Genomic DNA, 15,226 nt, shown 5'->3' with positions numbered 1-15,226 from the left:
AAAACAAATTGATCAGCTTTACGCAGCAGTTTTTGCCAAAGTTTTGATACACTTGGTGCAGAGTACTTTTTTGACCTTGAGGCCATTTTCGTAAAGTGTCACCTTTTGCAGGTTTGGTTTGAATTTTCGCTTGGTCGCCTTCATGGAAAATGAGCGGCTATTACCAAAAGTTGTTTTCTTTGCACAGTGAGCGCAGACGGCCATTTTGAGATCCTTTCAAGAAAAATAATACCGATTTCGGGTCTCTCACCCGAAGCGAGAAATTCTACCATATATCGTATCCTTCTACAAGAGAACTTGTTAATACATGAAGTAAAGGAATAACCATGAGCGAAGAAAAAACTATTTTAGGCAGCATTCATGTTTCACCAAACGCTATTGCCACGATTGCATACCACGCCACTTTAAGTTCTTATGGTGTTGTCGGGTTTGCATCAAAAAATCTGGCAGCAGGCCTGGCGCAGACAATCACCAGGGATCCCAACCGTGGTGTTTCTGTTCACTATGATGGAAACAAGATTGATATAGATCTGTATGTGGTCATTCAATATGGGACCCGGATCACCTCGGTGGCGACCAGCGTTGCAAATACCGTCCGCTTCAATGTCGAGAAAGCTTTGGGGCTGAAGGTAAACAGTATTGATGTGCATGTCGCCGGGCTCCGCACCAGTGATGATGATTAACCTGATAGGAAGATGCTTGTACTATAAAAAGCATCTTTTAATTTAATTATATTTTTAGGAGTTTTTATGAGTGATGACCCTGCATTGGCAGCCAGAGAAAAAAGAATAAAAGTAATGCAGGCTTTACCCTTTGATGGTCAAGCTTATAAGAGACTGGTTGAAGCCGGGCTAACCTGGCTGCGCACCAATCAGCAAATGGTTAACGCACTAAACGTCTTCCCCGTTCCAGATGGGGATACCGGCACAAATATGGTGTTGACGATGCAATCTGCCTATAATGAGATCGCCGACCTCGGCCATCACAAGGTGGGGGATATGGCTGCCGCTGTTTCGCAGGGTGCTTTGATGGGGGCTCGTGGCAACTCGGGCGTCATCCTCTCCCAGATTTGGCGCGGGATCGCTCGTGGACTTGCAGGTGAGGAGGTCTTAACCGGCGCGAATATGGCGAAAGCTTTTGCCGATGCCCGTGACACCGCCTATAAGGGTGTTGTCCGTCCTGTTGAGGGAACGATCTTAACCGTCACCAAAGATATTGCCACTGCTGCTGAGGCTGCTCTTAAAGAAACTGACGAACCGATTGCGATACTTGCTAAATTGGTTGCCGAGGCAGATGCATCTGTTGAGCGCACCCCGAACCTTTTGCCAGTACTCAAACAGGCTGGCGTGGTTGACTCTGGTGGTGTGGGCCTTTTTCTGATCCTTGAAGGAATGCTGCGCTATATCTACGGCGAGCCACTTGATATCCCAACGATGTCCGTCCAACCGATGGCAGCAATGAATATGGAAGAAGCCATGCACGCCGTTGAAGAAGGACAGGATTTCGAAGTGGTCGTTGATTTTTACCCCAAAGAAGAATTGGATTTAAAACCATTTTATGATGCCCTTGAAGAAATGGGCACATCCATCCAGGTTGGTGAAGGCGACGGGATGTACCGTATGCATATCCACACCCCGCTTGAGAATCGCTACCTGCCAATTGATTACATCATGGAATTGGGCACGGTCACCAACGTGGCGATGGAAAATCTCGCCGCTCAAATGGATGAATTGAATAAAGGTTCGGATTACGATCGTTTAGAGCTAACCAATATTGAGCCTGGCGAGATTGCCATTGTCACTGTTTCCCCAGGGCCGGGAATATCACGTATTTTTGCCAGTTTGGGCGTAGCTGCCATTGTTGAAGGCGGGCAGACGATGAATCCCAGTACGCAGGAATTGCTGGCCGCTTTTGAAAATCTCCCCACCGATAAAGTGATCATCCTGCCAAATAATAAGAATATCATCCTCGCCGCGCAAGCCGCCCGGGATGTGACCGTTAAAGACGTCCACGTTATTCCAAGTCGAAATGTTCCCCAGGGTCTCGCTGCAATGCTGATGCATAATCCCGAAGGCGATTTGGAAACCATTGCAGAAAAGATGATTAAGAGCCTCGATACCGTTCATACTGGCGAGGTGACCACAGCCACTCGCACCGTTGAAATTGATGATGTGAAGGTGGAGACAGGTCAGGTCATCGCTTTGCTGGATGGGAAATTGGTCCTGGCAGCCTCTTCAGTTGAGGAAGCCTGTCTGAGTTTGCTTGAAAAAGCAGATGTGGAAGAATATGAGCTGCTTACATTCTATGTTGGTGCTGATTATCCTCGTGCAGAAGCCAACCGGGTCGGGGATCTTATTCAGGAGAAATATCCTGATCAAGAGGTCGAAATGCAGGACGGCGGGCAGCCTCATTATCAATTGATCATTTCCATTGAATGAAAAACATTTTTTAGATAAAGATTTCCCGCACTGTCACCTGATAGCGCGGGATTTTTGTATCACAAAAACTACGAATAGACGAATGGCACAAATCAAAATTCGGGGAGTGCCGAAATTAGCGGTGCAAACATTATTCGTCATTGCGAGGCGGTTTCACTGCCGAAGCAATCCCCTTCTGCGTAGAGGGAGATTGCTTCAGCGATAGTGCTGCTTCGCAATAACGTCACCCCGCATTTAGCCACTTCCTAAATTCGTGATATTCGCATATTCAAGTAATTCGTGTTAAAGTTATTACGCCCATAATAAAGATCGTCCGATAAGAAAGCATCTTTTATGAAAATAGGCATAGTCACCGATAGCACAGCCGATATTCCCGCTGCCCTGGTCATAAAATATAAAATCGAAGTTGTTCCCGCGCTCCTTGTCATAGATGGTAAGAGTTTAATTGATGGCGAAGGGATCACCCGCGAGGAATTCTACACACGGATGCCCTCTTTTAAAGTACCCGCAACGACAGCGGCTCCTTCAGCGGGTAGTTTTATGGAGCGTTATGAAAAACTCTCTAACGCAGGTGCAGAAAAAATTCTCTCCATCCATGCCTCCTCAAAATTGAGTGGTATCTTCAATGCAGCCCGCCTGGCAGCAGAATCTTTTGGTGAACGGGTTCAGGTCGTTGATAGCGAACAGCTCAGCCTTGGGTGTGGATTCCAGGTCCTGGCCGCAGCTGAAGCTATTTCTCGCGGCGCAGTAATCGAAGAAATTACGCGTCTTATCAAGGGTATTCAGGGGCGGATCAGACTGATCGCTGTTTTGGATACCCTTGAATATCTACGCCGTAGTGGACGGGTCTCCTGGGCCAAGGCACGCATTGGGGGAGCTCTCAACCTGAAGCCCTTAATTGAATTAACCCATGGGCGCGTTGAAAATTTAGGCGCAGTGCGCACCACCAGATTGGCAAATATCCGTTTGCTGGAGATGGCGCATGAGATGGGGACCATCGAGCGGCTTGCTGTGCTGCATACCAATGCTGAAACCCGGGCACGCAAATTTCTCAAAGAGTTCAATCCCATTCTGCCAGAAAAACCATTATTGCTTAATGTCACCACCGCCATCGGCGCACATCTTGGGCCAAACGGGGTGGGGTTTGCGGTGGTGCGAAAATAATCGCAGGGGTGGGTCTTAGGCCCAACGCTATACCAACCCCGTGATAAAATACACCCATGCAGTCATCATTGGAAAAACTACGAAAATTTTTTCGTCTGGAAGCTGAAAACGGTTATAACGATAGCGCCATCATCGGCGGTCTAGCAAAAATGCTGGACTACTGGGAATCTGACGCCCGCAACGATGGTCTCAAAGAGGAGACCATCCAGGCAGTTGCCGGGCGATTGCGCGACTATAGCCGTCTGAGCCCGGAATCGAGAAAAGTAACCCTCCTGGGGATTTGGAATCGTGTCAAGAAAGAACATCCTGAAGTTGGGGATAAGGAAACGAACCAGACGAAGCCTCAGCCTGCTTCAACCCCACCGGAGCCTCCCACACAAGAAGTGGGATCTGCGCCTCAGCCGGAATCCCCTCCTCAACAAAAAGATGCCCCAAAACCGAAGCCTGCCCATCGTCCCGCGCCGGCCCGCTCTGAATCTACACCCGGAGCACAAAGCAGCCAGATACCGGTCGCATTAAATGCATCTCTCACTGTTTTACAGGGAGTTGGACCCCGAAACGCTAAAACGCTCGAACAACTGGGGTTGTATACGCTGGAAGATATGCTCTATAACTTCCCGCGCCGTTACGATGACTATAGCCAACTAAAACCGATCAAATCGCTCTGGTATGGCGAGGTGGTCACGGTGATCGGCACGGTCCAAAGCGTGACCGGGCGACCGATCCGTGGCGGAAAATCACATATTACCGAGGTCGTTATCGGTGATGGAACCGGGGCCTTGCGCCTGAGTTGGTTCAATCAACCCTGGTTGACCAATCGTTTTAAACAGGGCCTGGCGATATCTGTTTCAGGAAAAATTGACCAGTATCTGGGGCGGCTGGTGATGAATAGCCCGGATTGGGAGTTGGTCGAAACTGAAAATTTGCATACAAATCGGATCGTGCCGATTTATCCGCTCACTGCAAAGATCACCCAGAAATGGCTGCGCACTCTGATGAATCAGGTGATTAACTATTGGGCGCCAAAACTGACGGATCACCTGCCTGAGAGTGTTCGCTATGCCGCCAAAGTACCCAGTCTGAACACTGCCATATTGAATATCCACTTTCCAGAAACACAGGATCATTTACGTCTGGCGCGTGAGCGTCTGGCCTTTGATGAGATCTTCTTCCTGCAAATGGGCGTTTTACGCCAAAAACGGGATTGGCAATCCGTTACTGCGCGCATCTTTGATGTGCCAGATGAATGGTTAAAATCCCGCACAGATGCATTGCCCTTTACCCTGACGAGTGTTCAGCAAAAGGCTGTTTCTGATATTGTGATGGATTTTGGCTCTGGACGCCCGATGAATCGTCTTTTACAGGGGGATGTGGGTTCAGGGAAAACAGTTGTCGCTGCTATGGCTGTTGAGGTCATTGCGCATGCCAATGCCCAGTCAGCAGTCATGGCCCCAACCAGCATCCTGGCCGAACAGCATTATCGCAGCCTGAGCCAAATGTTGACCAATGGTGAAGGCGGCCTGTCTGCGGAGAAGATCCGCTTGCTGATCGGTGATACCCCCGAAGCTGAAAAAGAGGAGATCCGCACCGGGCTGGCAGATGGCAGCATCAAGGTTGTCGTCGGGACTCATGCCCTGATCGAAGGTCCTGTTCAATTCACGGATCTGCAATTGGCAATTGTCGACGAACAACATCGCTTTGGCGTGGAGCAGCGTTCTGCCCTGCGCGAAAAGGGAGAAAATCTGCACTTGCTGGTGATGACCGCCACCCCTATTCCGCGCTCGCTGGCCCTCACCGTTCATGGAGATCTGGATATCTCTGTGATGGACGAGATGCCGGAAGGACGTCAGCCGATCGAGACCCATGTTCTCAAACCGCGCGAACGCGAACGCGCTTATACGATGATCCGCGCCCAGGTGCTGGATGGACGCCAGGCTTTTATCATTTATCCTCTGGTCGAAGAGAGCGAAAAGATCGAAGCCCGCGCCGCCGTGAAAGAACATGAATCCTTGCAGGCCGAAGTGTTCCGAAAATTGAATGTTGGTCTTTTGCACGGGCGGATGAAGCCCGCCGAAAAGGACGAGGCGATGGAGAAATTCCGCGCGAAGGAATACGATATCCTTGTCGCGACAACAGTGGTCGAAGTCGGCGTGGACGTACCGAACGCGACCGTGATGTTGATCGAGGGGGCCGACCGTTTCGGGCTGGCCCAGCTTCATCAGCTACGTGGACGGGTTGGGCGTGGGCTCGAACAATCCCACTGTCTGCTCATCCCAACCAATGATGACGATACCGAAAACGAACGGTTGCTGGCGATGGCTGAGAGTAATGATGGTTTTGTTCTCGCCGAGCGGGATTTGCAGCAACGTGGCCCCGGTGAATTTTTGGGAACTCGTCAATCAGGTTATGGATCTGGCTTGCGGATGGCGAGTATCACCGATCTCCCATTGATCGAAAAAGCCCGCGAACGTGCCCAGGCCCTTTTTGGCGAAGACGCGAACCTGGAAAAGGAAGAACATAAATTGCTCGGCGAGGCGTTGGATCGCTTCTGGGGTGGCAGCAAAGGAGATGTAAGCTAAATGGTACGCGCATTTTTTCCAGGTACTTTTGACCCGATCCATTATGGACATATAGATATTGCTATGCGCGCAGTGAACGTCTTTGACGAGTTAATTATCGCAGTCTACGATCGTCCGCTGAAAACCCTGCTCTTCTCTCCTGACGAGCGCATCTCGCTTGCTAAAGAGGCCTTTGCCGATATAAAAAATATTCAAGTAACTGGTTATTCTAAGCTTACAGTGGATGCCTGCCGCGAGGCAGACGCTCAGGTAATCGTGCGTGGTTTACGTGTCTTCTCTGATTTTGAATTTGAATTTCGGATGGCTTTGGCAAATCGCCGTCTGGCAGAGGATATTGAAAGTGTCGCCTTCATCACACACGAAGAGCATACTTTTCTTTCGTCAACTACTGTGCGAGAGATCGCCATGCTTAACGGGGATGTTTCAAGTATGGTTCCGCCTCATGTAGGTCTTGCTCTGAAGAATAAGATCAGTTCGGTGGGGAATCACGATGTCCCAAATGCGGTCCGCGATTAGATTTGCCCCACAAGAGAGAAAAATAAGATAGAATTATGGTGTTCCTCTGTTCAGTGGAGAAAGATATATGGACATTCTGCATTTAATTGACCGTCTCGAAGAACTCTTCAACGAAAGTCGCGCCTTACCCTTCACTCATAATGTTGTCGTGGATGAAGATCGTATGCTGGATATTATCGACCAGATGCGGATCGCCATTCCAGAAGAGGTGAAGAAGGCCCAGCAGCTACTCAACCAGAGTGAGCGCATTCTTGCGCAAGCGGAAGAAAAAGCGACTCGCACCACTTTGCTGGCTGAAGAAAAAGCTGGTGAGTTGACTGCCAAAGATATGGTTACTCAGGAAGCTACCCGCCGCTCCGAGCAGATCTTGAATCAGGCTCGGGCAGATGCAGAAGCAACCCGGGATGATGCAGATGCATATGTGGTTGAAACTTTATCTCGTGTGGAAGATGAGTTGAGCCGCCTGCTCAACCAGGTGCATAATGGAATTCGGGCTTTGCAGGATCAGAAGAAGTGATCGTTTTGGATGCTGAATCAAATAGCCATCGCATTTGCGATGGCTATTTTTATTTTTCTGCCAGTTTTGCTTTGCTCAACCCAAACCAGGCGCCAACGCGTGGATTTGGTCTGATAAAGAATTCGTGAATAAAGATCGGCCCCAGAACTCCGGCGAGGAAGGCGAGCAGAACAGTCAGATCATTTTGGCCGATATAGGGTGTGAGTTTATTATTGACCATCTCCTGGATCGGGACGTGAAAAACAAGAATACTTAATGTCAGACTTCCGATATATTTGAAGAGTCGGGATAGTTTTTCTGAGTACAACTCAATCTGACGGGAAAGGGAGAGGATAAAGATGATCCCGGCGATGGCTTCGAGCGTGTTGAGGGGCAGAGATGTGTAGAGCCGGATATTAAAATCCACAGGGATATCGAGGAAGGTGACCATCCCAAAAAGGAGAATCGCCGAGGCAAAGAAGGTGATTTTCGAAGAGAAAAAATCTTCGGGGATATTCTGGTAAATCTCCCGGCCGAGAATAAAGAAAAATCCTGCGAGCAAGACCAGGTCCACGTTGGCGGGCGCACCTTGTAAGGTCAGGGACTTGCCGAATAACTCTATTTCGAGGGGCCAGGTATGGGGCAGGATCAGAGTCCCGATCCACAAAGTGATCAGCAGGATTGTCCAACGAATCCATTTTTTTGAGATCGGGTTGGTGACTTTATAGAAGAAATATGCGTAGAGATTGCTCAGAAAGAGGATCGGTAAAAACCAGAGTTGAACCCAGTTGAGATAAGGGCCGGTCATATAGAAGGATTTGAGCAGGCGACCGCCAGCTGTGGCGAAGCTCATTTTTCCGAAGAAGACCGAGATGCCGTAGATCAGCAGAATGACGAAAATCAGTGGCTTGATCAGGCCATCAAAACGGCGTTTGAATAGCTCCTTGAATTTGCGCTCTGGCTTGAAAAATATCCCCGATAAAAAGAAAAACAGGGGCATATGAAAAGCATAAATGAAGCGATGCAGATAAGGGTGATAGCCGCTCAGATCGTTATGCGCGAGCACAACGAGCAGGATGCCGATCCCTTTGGCGATGTCGATATATAGAACTCTTTTTTGCATGGTTAATCACGATTACCCTTTCGGGCACACGTTAGGCGAACAGGACGAATTATACAAAGATTATAAGTCAAAATACAGGAACCCGTTCCCTTCAAGGGAACGGGTTCCTGTGTTAGATATTAGATGCAACGCACTTCCAAAGTGCGTTGCATCTAATAAGTTATATAGCCAGGGACGTTTCGCCGGGTGGGGTATAAAACTGACGGCTATAGAGATCAGCGTAGAGACCATTTTGTGCGATCAGCTCCGCATGCTTGCCGCGCTCAACGATCTGGCCCTCATCGAGAACGAGTACCTGATCGGCGTTTCGAACAGTGGATAAACGGTGCGCAATTACGAAGGAAGTGCGGCCTTTCAGTAATTTGTCGAGAGCCCCCTGAATGAGCTTCTCGGTGCGGGTATCGATGCTGGCGGTTGCCTCATCCAGGATCAGGATGCGGGGATCGGCGAGAACGGCTCGGGCGATGGCGATCAGTTGACGTTGTCCCTGCGAGAGCAGGCTGCCACGCTCGCCGACTTCGGTTTGGTAGCCTTCAGACATCTTTTGGATGAAGCTATCGGCATTTGCCGCTTCAGCCGCAGCGACGACATCCTCGTCGGAGGCATCCAACCTCCCATAGCGGATATTGTCCATCACAGAACCAGAGAAGAGGAAGGGATCCTGGGTGACCGTCCCCATTTGGGAGCGCAGACTAAATTGACTTACATCGCGCAGATCATGATCGTCGATCAGGATACGACCTTTTTCAGCATCGTAGAAGCGCGCCAGCAAACCGACGATGGTGGTCTTCCCCGCGCCGGTTGGGCCGACGATGGCAACTGTCTCGCCGGGGGAGGCTTCCATTGAAACGGAGGCAAGCACGGGCACGTCTGAATCGTAGGCGAAGCTGACATCCTCGAAGCTGACTTTTCCTTCAATCCGGGGCATGGTCTCTTTGCCATCCGCCAGCTCAATTTCCTTATCCAAAAGAGAAAAGATTCGTTCAGCCGCTGCAAAAGCGGATTGGGCAACTGTCCACATTTGGGCAACGGTCTGGATCGGTCGGAAGAAGTTCTGCACATATTGGATAAAGGCAATCACAGTACCGATCGTGATCGCACCGATGATCGAGAGATACCCACCATAGGCCGCGACGAGGGCGAGATCGAGGGTGGAGAGAACATCCATTGCGGGAGCAAAGGCAGATGTGATTGCGTTGGCGTTGACATTGGCATCACGATTGGCCGCATTCCGTTTGGCAAATTCGCCGACATTTCGCTCGGTGCGATTGAAGGCCTGGGCCACTTTTACGCCGGAAACCTGCTCTTCCATTTCAGCTGAGACATCACCAATCGTGGCACGGGTTTTCCGAAAGGCACGCCGTGACCAGCTTGAGAAGAATTTGGTTACATAGAGTGCGATTGGAATGACCACCAGCGCAACCAGGGCCAGCCGCCATTCAAGGAAAAGCATGGCCACCATGATCCCGATCAGCGCAAAGAGCGAGCCGACCATTTGGGCCAGTGATTGGCTGAAGAAATTATTCAACGCGTCGATATCATTGCTCAGGCGGCTCATCAGGTCCCCGGCCTGGCTGCCTTCCAGAAATTGCAGATGCAGGGTCTGCAGCTTTTTAAAGACCTCGTCACGTAAATCTGCGAGGACCTTTTGTCCGGCAGTAGACATGGTATAGATCTGGAATCGCATTGCAAACATCCCGATGGTATAGACACCGAGCAGGGTGAGAACGGTCTTGAGCAAGCCGGCTTTATCGCCCTGGCTGATCGCTCCGTCAATGGCGCGGCCGATCAGCATCGGTCCAAGTCCCTGGGAGGCGGCATTCACCAATACCAAAATAAAGGCCGCTGCCACATATTTTTTATAGGGCGACAGGTATTTCACCAGACGCCAGACTACCTGCCCGGTATTTTGGGCGTGTTCTTCTTCTGTTTGTGCAACACGTTGCATTCCGTGCATCATAATGATTGCTCCTGATTTTTCAGTCTCTGAGCGGAGCGTAGTGCAGTCGAAGAGCGTTATTATAAAGCCGTCCTTCGACTACAGGCTCAAAAGCAGTCGCCTTCCGCTCAGGAACTGGTTAGTCTTCTTGCCCGGCAAACTGCGTTTCAAGAATTTCCATATACAGTTCGCTGGTTTCCTGTAATTCTTTATGTGTGCCTTCAGCGGCCAAAGCGCCTTTATCGAGCAGCAAAATCTTGTCTGCGCTGCGAACGGTGCTGATCCTTTGGGCGATGATGAAGGTCGTGCGTCCCTTTTGCAGCTCCTCGAGGGCCTGCTGAATTTTATATTCTGTTTCTGCGTCCACCGATGAAGTGGAATCGTCCATTATGAGAATACGCGGATCCAGCAGCAGTGCGCGGGCGATGGCAATCCTCTGTTTTTGGCCACCGGAAAGCCCAACGCCACGCTCGCCAACGGGAGTATCATATCCTTCTGCTTGTTCCAAAATAAACTCATGTGCCTGGGCAGCCTGCGCCACGGCAGTCACTTCCTCAAGCGTTGCTTCGGGGCGCCCGTAGGCGATATTCTCTCGGATCGTGCCGGTGAAAAGGGTGGTTTCCTGAAGTACGATACCGATCTGCGAGCGGAGCGAATCGAGGGTTACTTCGCGGATATCCTTCCCGTCGATCAGGACAGCCCCGTCGGAGACATCATAGAAGCGAGGGATCAGGGTGATGATGGATGACTTCCCGGCGCCGGTTTGGCCGAGAATGGCAATGGTTTCTCCTGGCTCAGCGACGAAGCTCAGATCTTTGACGACGTCTGATTCGGCACCGATATAACGGAAGCGCACATCCCGGAGTTCGACCCGCCCCTCGACTTTGGGCAGGCTGATTGCATCAGGAGCATCTTCCACTTCCGATTTGGCATCCAGCACATCAAAGAGACGCTGTGCGGATGCCTCTGCGCGCGAAAGCATCGCCCCGATCATTCCCATCATAAACATTGGCATCAGGAGGTAAATCAGATAGCCAGTAAAGGCAACCAATTCGCCAAGGGTGAGGGTACCGTTGATGACTAAGAGTCCGCCCATGCCGATGACGATGACCATGCCGATATTTCCCATAAAAAAGACCAGCGGGAAAAAGGCGGTGAAAAGTTTGATCATCGAGATATTCGCATCCAGCAGGTCAATATTGGCTGTGCCGTAACGCTCGATCTCATACCCTTCGCGTGCGAAAGCCTTGACGATCCGCATCCCGGCCAGATTCTCCTGCAAAATAGTATTCAGTGTTCCCAACTTTTGTTGCACAATGCGCGACATGGGCATGATCTTTTTTACGAAAATCATAAAAATCAACCCTACGCCGGGGAGAATGAGCATAACCAATAAGGTCAATTTCCAATTCAAGGTAAAGAGCATCACTATTGTACCGATCAGCAAAAAGATGGCTGAAACAAGGTGCAATAATCCGCTCCCAAGGAACATGCGCACCAACTCGACGTCGGAGGTCATCCGGGTCATTAATTTGCCGGTATGTGAACGATCATGATAAGAGAAGCTTAGATTCTGCAATTTCTCAAAGATGCTGTTCCGTAATTCATAGGCCACACCCTGTGATGTGACCTCGCCAAGATAGCCCTGCAAGAAATTGAAAATGCCGCGTACCGCAGCAACGCCAATGAGAGCAATGACCACCCCCCAAACCACGTCCATATTGAGATCAGAAATACCATCATCGATAAGGCGTTGTAAAAGTTTGGGGGAAACAAGGTTGGCGGCATTGACCAGCAGGAGGCTGAGCAATGCGCCTGCGGTTGGTAGCAGATATTTCTGCAGATACGTGAATGTTCGTTTAATTCCAGTCATTATTTTCCTTTATTAATTAAGAATTGTACGCGGATCTTCGCTGATTGAGCAGATTTTCATAGGTAAAGCATTTTAAAAAATCTGCGTAAATCAGTCTGATCTGTACAATTCGCGTCCTATTATTTTTTAATTCCGTCCCAAAACAAATCGACAGCCATTTGGGCGTCATTTTGCGAGATATTTTTGCCCTCTCCACCAGCGGCATGATGCTGTAGTCCATGCAGCATGCCAAGAAGTAGCGCAGCAGCTTCTTCTGGATTCGGTTTCTTTTTGATCTGACCAGATTGCTGAGCGAGTTTTATCGCTTCGATCAGCGGCTGGCTGATGGATTTCATCAACAGCCCTCGATGCGATCCAGGAGCCTTGAGGTGTTTCATGTTTCTGCGCAGCATGAAGATTGGCGCATGCTGGCCTGCGATGGTATCCACATAGGTGGTCAGAATAGCGACAATCCGTTCTCGCGGGGAATCGATATTTGCCCCGGCAAGAGTCATTTGATCATGCAAACGTTCGGCGTGACGCTGCATCACCTCCATAAATAAGCTTTCTTTATTGGGAAAGTGATAATAAATGGCAGCGTTTGTAACACCACAATCATGGGCGATCTCGCGGATCGAGGCCGATTTATAACCGTGCTCTGTAAAAAGAGTTTCGGCAATGTCAAGTATGTGATCGCGCCCGACACGTGGGTGAGGGGTCATAAACTTCTCCAAAACTAAACTTACTGAACGTATGGTAAGTTATAGCCCTTTCCCTATTGAAGGTCAAGAGAGTTGACATAAGAAAGACATAAGAATTATTGTAATGAATCTTTAAGGGTTTTGCCTCTTGACTTTTTAGAACAACTGTTCTATATTGTAGCTATCCCAGCTTCAATCCTTTTTACACATGGCGTTTTACCCAAAATAAAGGAGGCAGCCATGAACAAAACTTCTATCAGACCATTCTCATCTCTCCCAAAAGGCAACCTTCAACGAGGTCAACTATTTGGTTTTATCCTGCTTGGTGCGTTGCTCTCATTTGAGATCTTTAACTTTGGATCAACCGACTTCGCTCTGCGAGATTTATTGGGCGATTTGCGTTTTCTTGGCGTACGCTGGGCTACCATCCTTGCGCTGGCCTTTTGCGGCATAGACTTTGCAGGTGTTGCCCGGCTCTTCACGCCCGAACAAGGCAGCGATGAACCTGCCGAAGTCTGGTATCTTTTCGGGGCCTGGCTTCTCGCCGCCGCGATGAATGCGATGCTCACCTGGTGGGGAGTCTCTGTTGCGATGCTCAAAAATCCGGCCTTGGGTAGCGCTGTAGTAACCCAGGCAACACTGACCAAAGCCGTCCCTATATTTGTCGCGCTCGTTGTTTGGCTGACGCGTGTCCTGATCATTGGAGCCTTCTCCATTGCCGGAGAGCGAATTTTTAGTATGGCAGATCAGCCCTCCCAGAAGAGAAGCTTCACTCGTAACAATAAATCAGTGCCCCAGAGTCCAGCTCGACAAACTTTTCGGCCTGCCCCGAAGCAGGCCACCTATTCAGCGAACTCGCGTAACGAATCCCAATCTGAACCGAGTTATCATCCTGTCGGATTGAGCGCCAGTTCCAGAGACGATAATCAACCCCCGTGGAGGTGAACATAATAAGAAACGGAATAATTGCTTTACTCAATCCAACCTTTCTAAACAGACAAGAAGACACCCTGAAAATTCTCAGGGTGTCTTCTTGTTAATCTTCCTTTCCAGATTAAATTCTGGAATTTAAATAAATCAGTCAATCTTTTTTTAGGTCGACATTGGAAAGCCTGAGTTGCGGATAAGGGATCGGTGCGGGATACCCTTTCGGGCAAAAGCCCTTTAGGTTACACGTTAATCCCTGCCTTATGACATGAAAGTCGGATAAACCCGTTTTTTTTCCTAGCCCGAAGGGCTTCCATCCTGGTGGAGACTGAGTAGTTACCGAGTTTATCACAAAAAGCCTTGCCGCCTTTTCTCTCTTGTGCTATATTCAGTGCAGTTAAGTAAAAACTTAAATGCCATGAAAAAAGCTACCTCTATCACCTCCTTTGAACAGACCAGGCTCCTTGCTGACGCTCGCCGGATGAAGATTTTGCAGTGGCTGATGGATGCACCAGCTACGCTTACACAGCTTGGGCAGAGACTCGGTCAATCGCCAGCGCGGGTGCGGCATCACATCCAAAAACTGGTGGATGCTGATTTGGTGGAGCAAAGCGAAATCCGCGTGCGTGGCACGGTCACTGAAAAATTTTATCGTGCCAAAGCGGGTGCCTTCCTCATTCAAAAATTGATCCTGCCTGAGGGGGATCGCCCCGCACTTCTTTTCGCAGGCAGTCATGATCTGGTCATTGAAAAAATTGCCGAAAAATTATCCCCTACCCTTGACATTATTTTATATCCTGTTGGTTCACTGGATGGGCTGATCAATCTCCGGCAGGGGCTTTGTCATCTGAGTGGCGCGCATCTGCTGGATAAGAGCGGCGACTATAACACACCTTACCTCAGCCGAATTTTTCCTCAGCGGAGTTTGCAGGTGGTGACGCTGGCCCATCGTGTGCAGGGGCTGATCCTAGCGCCATCCAACCCGATGGGAATTCGTAATTTGAGTGACCTTGCGCGGGAAGATATTCGTTTTGCAAATCGCAATGCTGGTTCAGGGACGCGTATTTGGCTGGATGAAAAATTACGTGAAGAGAATATTCCTGTTGCAGAAATTAATGGGTATGATAATGTCTCTACCACGCATACTGCAGCCGCACAAAAAGTGCAGCAAGGTCATGCAGATGCCGCTATTGGTTTACAAGCCGCCGCGCTGCAATCCGAACTTGATTTCCTCCCCCTTTTTGAAGAACGCTTCGATTTAGTTGTTCCCGAAGTCCACGCTAAAACCGCAGCTCCGCTCTTCGAAGTAATTCAAACAAAGGCCTTCCGAGTCACCGCGCAATCTCTCACTGGTTACAACGTCGCACATAGCGGCGAGCAAATCATCTATTAAAGGAATTAAATGAAGAAAAATTGGAAGTGGCATAAACTACATGATGTGAATTTACCCTTAAGGGCACTCGTGCGAGCGGAGATTGCGAAGCGAAGCAA

General features: G+C 49.5%; 13 protein-coding genes. 8 read left to right on the top strand and 5 right to left on the bottom strand.

Translation table 11 applies throughout. From position 1 onward, the window contains the following. Positions 1-18 precede the first annotated feature (18 nt). Positions 19-204 carry a 50S ribosomal protein L28 gene (gene rpmB / locus AC3DOM_RS01560; protein ID WP_487917265.1) on the bottom strand — a complete coding sequence of 62 codons (186 nt, stop codon included), beginning with the start codon at positions 202-204 and terminating at the stop codon, positions 19-21. Positions 205-326: 122 nt separating this feature from the next. On the opposite strand from rpmB, the gene AC3DOM_RS01555 reads away from it, so the two are divergent. The 6 genes from AC3DOM_RS01555 to AC3DOM_RS01530 all read left to right on the top strand — a co-directional run bounded on the left by AC3DOM_RS01555 (position 327) and on the right by AC3DOM_RS01530 (position 7,214). Next, positions 327-683 carry an Asp23/Gls24 family envelope stress response protein gene (locus AC3DOM_RS01555; protein ID WP_487917264.1) on the top strand — a complete coding sequence of 119 codons (357 nt, stop codon included), beginning with the start codon at positions 327-329 and terminating at the stop codon, positions 681-683. 66 nt (positions 684-749) lie between these two features. Beyond that, a complete protein-coding gene (locus tag AC3DOM_RS01550; protein ID WP_487917263.1) occupies positions 750-2,438 on the top strand; it encodes a DAK2 domain-containing protein in 1,689 nt (562 codons plus the stop codon). Between the two features lie 333 nt (positions 2,439-2,771). Then, positions 2,772-3,602 carry a DegV family protein gene (locus AC3DOM_RS01545; RefSeq protein ID WP_487917262.1) on the top strand — a complete coding sequence of 277 codons (831 nt, stop codon included), beginning with the start codon at positions 2,772-2,774 and terminating at the stop codon, positions 3,600-3,602. 56 nt (positions 3,603-3,658) lie between these two features. Beyond that, complete coding sequence (gene recG, locus AC3DOM_RS01540; protein ID WP_487917261.1) at positions 3,659-6,181, top strand: ATP-dependent DNA helicase RecG; 2,523 nt, start codon at positions 3,659-3,661, stop codon at positions 6,179-6,181. Continuing rightward, positions 6,182-6,697: a pantetheine-phosphate adenylyltransferase gene (gene coaD, locus AC3DOM_RS01535; RefSeq protein WP_487917260.1), complete on the top strand. Its 516-nt coding sequence runs from the start codon at positions 6,182-6,184 to the stop codon at positions 6,695-6,697. Between the two features lie 67 nt (positions 6,698-6,764). Next, positions 6,765-7,214: a hypothetical protein gene (locus AC3DOM_RS01530; RefSeq protein ID WP_487917259.1), complete on the top strand. Its 450-nt coding sequence runs from the start codon at positions 6,765-6,767 to the stop codon at positions 7,212-7,214. A gap of 49 nt (positions 7,215-7,263) precedes the next feature. Here AC3DOM_RS01530 and AC3DOM_RS01525 read toward each other — a convergent pair whose 3' ends face one another. From AC3DOM_RS01525 to AC3DOM_RS01510, 4 genes are all read right to left on the bottom strand, one after another. Beyond that, positions 7,264-8,316, bottom strand: a complete 1,053-nt coding sequence (locus AC3DOM_RS01525; protein ID WP_487917258.1) for an acyltransferase family protein — start codon at positions 8,314-8,316, stop codon at positions 7,264-7,266. 160 nt (positions 8,317-8,476) lie between these two features. Further along, complete coding sequence (locus AC3DOM_RS01520) at positions 8,477-10,276, bottom strand: ABC transporter ATP-binding protein (protein ID WP_487917257.1); 1,800 nt, start codon at positions 10,274-10,276, stop codon at positions 8,477-8,479. A gap of 118 nt (positions 10,277-10,394) precedes the next feature. After that, positions 10,395-12,128 carry an ABC transporter ATP-binding protein gene (locus AC3DOM_RS01515; RefSeq protein WP_487917256.1) on the bottom strand — a complete coding sequence of 578 codons (1,734 nt, stop codon included), beginning with the start codon at positions 12,126-12,128 and terminating at the stop codon, positions 10,395-10,397. Positions 12,129-12,247: 119 nt separating this feature from the next. Continuing rightward, entirely contained in the window at positions 12,248-12,829 is a 582-nt protein-coding gene (locus tag AC3DOM_RS01510) for a TetR/AcrR family transcriptional regulator (RefSeq protein WP_487917255.1), read from the bottom strand. Between the two features lie 219 nt (positions 12,830-13,048). On the opposite strand from AC3DOM_RS01510, the gene AC3DOM_RS01505 reads away from it, so the two are divergent. Both AC3DOM_RS01505 and AC3DOM_RS01500 read left to right on the top strand, forming a co-directional pair. Further along, the gene (locus AC3DOM_RS01505; RefSeq protein WP_487917254.1) at positions 13,049-13,753 is read left to right on the top strand and encodes a hypothetical protein; all 705 of its coding nucleotides are present in this window, start codon (positions 13,049-13,051) and stop codon (positions 13,751-13,753) included. Between the two features lie 400 nt (positions 13,754-14,153). Next, on the top strand, positions 14,154-15,128 hold the full coding sequence (locus AC3DOM_RS01500) for a substrate-binding domain-containing protein (RefSeq protein WP_487917253.1): 975 nt from the start codon (positions 14,154-14,156) through the stop codon (positions 15,126-15,128). Positions 15,129-15,226: the final 98 nt, after the last annotated feature.

The sequence above is a fragment of the Candidatus Desulfolinea nitratireducens genome, assembly GCF_982879505.1.
Note: the sequence above shows the minus strand (reverse complement) of the source record. Positions and strands in the feature narration are given on the sequence as shown.

Bases quoted from the DNA above. Each gene is read 5' to 3' on its own strand.
- rpmB (WP_487917265.1), bottom strand. From the start codon at position 204: ATGGCCGTCTGCGCTCACTGTGCAAAGAAAACAACTTTTGGTAATAGC.
- AC3DOM_RS01555 (WP_487917264.1), top strand. From the start codon at position 327: ATGAGCGAAGAAAAAACTATTTTAGGCAGCATTCATGTTTCACCAAAC.
- AC3DOM_RS01550 (WP_487917263.1), top strand. From the start codon at position 750: ATGAGTGATGACCCTGCATTGGCAGCCAGAGAAAAAAGAATAAAAGTA.
- AC3DOM_RS01545 (WP_487917262.1), top strand. From the start codon at position 2,772: ATGAAAATAGGCATAGTCACCGATAGCACAGCCGATATTCCCGCTGCC.
- recG (WP_487917261.1), top strand. From the start codon at position 3,659: ATGCAGTCATCATTGGAAAAACTACGAAAATTTTTTCGTCTGGAAGCT.
- coaD (WP_487917260.1), top strand. From the start codon at position 6,182: ATGGTACGCGCATTTTTTCCAGGTACTTTTGACCCGATCCATTATGGA.
- AC3DOM_RS01530 (WP_487917259.1), top strand. From the start codon at position 6,765: ATGGACATTCTGCATTTAATTGACCGTCTCGAAGAACTCTTCAACGAA.
- AC3DOM_RS01525 (WP_487917258.1), bottom strand. From the start codon at position 8,316: ATGCAAAAAAGAGTTCTATATATCGACATCGCCAAAGGGATCGGCATC.
- AC3DOM_RS01520 (WP_487917257.1), bottom strand. From the start codon at position 10,276: ATGATGCACGGAATGCAACGTGTTGCACAAACAGAAGAAGAACACGCC.
- AC3DOM_RS01515 (WP_487917256.1), bottom strand. From the start codon at position 12,128: ATGACTGGAATTAAACGAACATTCACGTATCTGCAGAAATATCTGCTA.
- AC3DOM_RS01510 (WP_487917255.1), bottom strand. From the start codon at position 12,829: ATGACCCCTCACCCACGTGTCGGGCGCGATCACATACTTGACATTGCC.
- AC3DOM_RS01505 (WP_487917254.1), top strand. From the start codon at position 13,049: ATGAACAAAACTTCTATCAGACCATTCTCATCTCTCCCAAAAGGCAAC.
- AC3DOM_RS01500 (WP_487917253.1), top strand. From the start codon at position 14,154: ATGAAAAAAGCTACCTCTATCACCTCCTTTGAACAGACCAGGCTCCTT.